This is a genomic window from Methylibium sp. T29 (genome assembly GCF_000576205.1).
In the GTDB taxonomy this organism is placed as follows: Bacteria; Pseudomonadota; Gammaproteobacteria; order Burkholderiales; family Burkholderiaceae_C; genus Methylibium; species Methylibium petroleiphilum.
The window spans coordinates 1-1,797 of the sequence record NZ_AZND01000425.1 but is presented as its reverse complement, the minus strand read 5'-3'; the positions used below and the strand labels follow the sequence as shown (position 1 = coordinate 1,797).

General features: G+C 68.9%; 4 protein-coding genes. All 4 read left to right on the top strand.

The features are described from left to right. A partial coding sequence (locus x551_RS27810) for a molybdopterin-dependent oxidoreductase (RefSeq protein WP_253950452.1) occupies nucleotides 1–497 on the top strand: 497 nt, incomplete at its 5' end. Continuing rightward, nucleotides 467–814 carry a molybdopterin-dependent oxidoreductase gene (locus tag x551_RS27805; RefSeq protein ID WP_253950451.1) on the top strand — a complete coding sequence of 116 codons (348 nt, stop codon included), beginning with the start codon at nucleotides 467–469 and terminating at the stop codon, nucleotides 812–814. The genes x551_RS27810 and x551_RS27805, both read left to right, overlap by 31 nt. Next, a complete protein-coding gene (locus x551_RS27800) occupies nucleotides 808–1,176 on the top strand; it encodes a hypothetical protein (RefSeq protein WP_231497539.1) in 369 nt (122 codons plus the stop codon). Before x551_RS27805 ends, x551_RS27800 begins: the two co-directional genes overlap by 7 nt. Further along, nucleotides 1,163–1,771: a c-type cytochrome gene (locus tag x551_RS21685; RefSeq protein WP_036230289.1), complete on the top strand. Its 609-nt coding sequence runs from the start codon at nucleotides 1,163–1,165 to the stop codon at nucleotides 1,769–1,771. The genes x551_RS27800 and x551_RS21685 overlap by 14 nt, the downstream gene beginning before the upstream one ends. Nucleotides 1,772–1,797: the final 26 nt, after the last annotated feature.

Here is a 1,797-nt window from a genome sequence, read left to right as displayed (position 1 = left end):
CGCTCGCCGCCGGCCGCAGCGCGGCCGCGCCGCTGACGGTGCCGGCCGCGAACCTGGCGATGGGGCGGGCCCTGCCGGAGAGCGAGTACGGCATGCCGTCGAAGTTCGAGGCGCACGTGAAGCGTCGCCGGACCGATGTCTTCGTCAACAAGCAGAACTTCTCGGACTGGAGCATGACGCCGCTGCACCAGCAGCACGGCACCGTCACGCCCAATGGGCTGATCTACGAGCGTCACCACAACGGCGTTCCGGAGATCAACCCCGATGAGCACCGCTTCGCGATCCACGGCATGGTGAAGCAGCCGCTGGTGTTCACGATGTCCGACCTGATGAAGTACCCGTCGGTGTCGAAGTTCTATTTCATGGAGTGCTCCGGCAACGGCCTGACCGATTGGCTCAAGGCCGCGTCGAAGACCGTGCAGCAGACGCACGGCATGCTGTCGTGTGCGCAGTGGACGGGCATCCGGTGTCGACGCTGCTGCAGGAGGCCGGCGTGATGCCCGGAGCGACCTGGGCGCTGGCCGAGGGCGCCGACGGCGCGGCGCACGCGCGCAGCATCCCGATGCAGAAGATGCTGGAGGACGCACTCATCGTCTACGCCGCCAACGGCGAGATGCTGCGACCCGAGAACGGCTACCCGCTGCGCCTGTTCATCCCGGGGTGGGAGGGCAATGTCAGCATCAAGTGGCTGCGCCGCATCAAGCTGGGTGACCAACCCTGGAACCTGCGCAGCGAGACGGCGCGCTACACCGACCCGATGCCGGACGGGAAGTGGCGACAGTTCAGCTTCGCGATGGAGCCAAGTCGGTGGTGACCTCGCCGTCGGGCGGCATGACGGTGCGTCCCGGAGAGATCGAGATCCTGGGCTTCGCGTGGTCCGGGCAGGGCAGCATCCGCGCCGTCGACGTGACGCTCGATGGCGGGCGCACCTGGCAGGAGGCCACGCTGGAGCCGCCGGTGCTCGACAAGTGCCTGACCCGCTTCAGGCTGCGCTGGAAATGGGACGGTCGACCGACGTCGATCGCCAGTCGTGCCGTCGACTCGACGGGTTATGTGCAACCCACCGTGGAAGAGATCAAGAAGGTCCGCGCGATCACCGGCTTCGTGCAGCACCACAACGGCATCTTCCCGTGGTCCATCGATGCCGCCGGGGAGGTGAAGAATGCGATCGCCTGAATTGTCGTGGTGCGGCCTCGTCGTCGCGTGCTGTCTGGCAGGTTGCGCGGTCCCGGCTGCCGCGCCGAACGCGGCGGCGCCTTCGCCGCACGGCCATGCGATCTCGGAGCAGGAACTGCAGGCCTGGAACATCGACGTGCGCGGCACCGACGGCGCGGGGCTGCCGCCGGGGTCGGGTTCGGTCGCGGCGGGCAAGGCGGTGTTCGACGCCAAGTGTGCCGCCTGCCATGGCGCCGCCGCGGCCGGTGGGCCGGTGTTCGGGCCCATGGTCGGCGGCATCGGTTCCTTCAAGACCGATCGCCGCGTGCTCACGCCGGGCAGCATGTATCCGTATGCGCCGATCCTGTTCGACTACGTGCGGCGTGCGATGCCGATGAACGCGCCGCAGTCGCTGACGAACGACGAGACCTACGCGGTCAGCGGCTACCTGCTGCACCTCAACGGGCTGGTGCCGGCCGATGCGGTGATGAGCGCACAGACGCTGGCTGCGGTGCGCATGCCCAACCGCGACGGCTTCCTGGTCGACGATCGGCCCGACACCCGGGCCGCGCGGTGCATGCGCGACTGCCCGCCGATCTCGAGCGCGGCGCGCTGAACGGCGGCTGCCGGGCGCCGCGGGAC

Coding starts and splice junctions, on each gene's coding strand:
- x551_RS21685 (WP_036230289.1), top strand. CDS start 1,163: ATGCGATCGCCTGAATTGTCGTGGTGCGGCCTCGTCGTCGCGTGCTGT.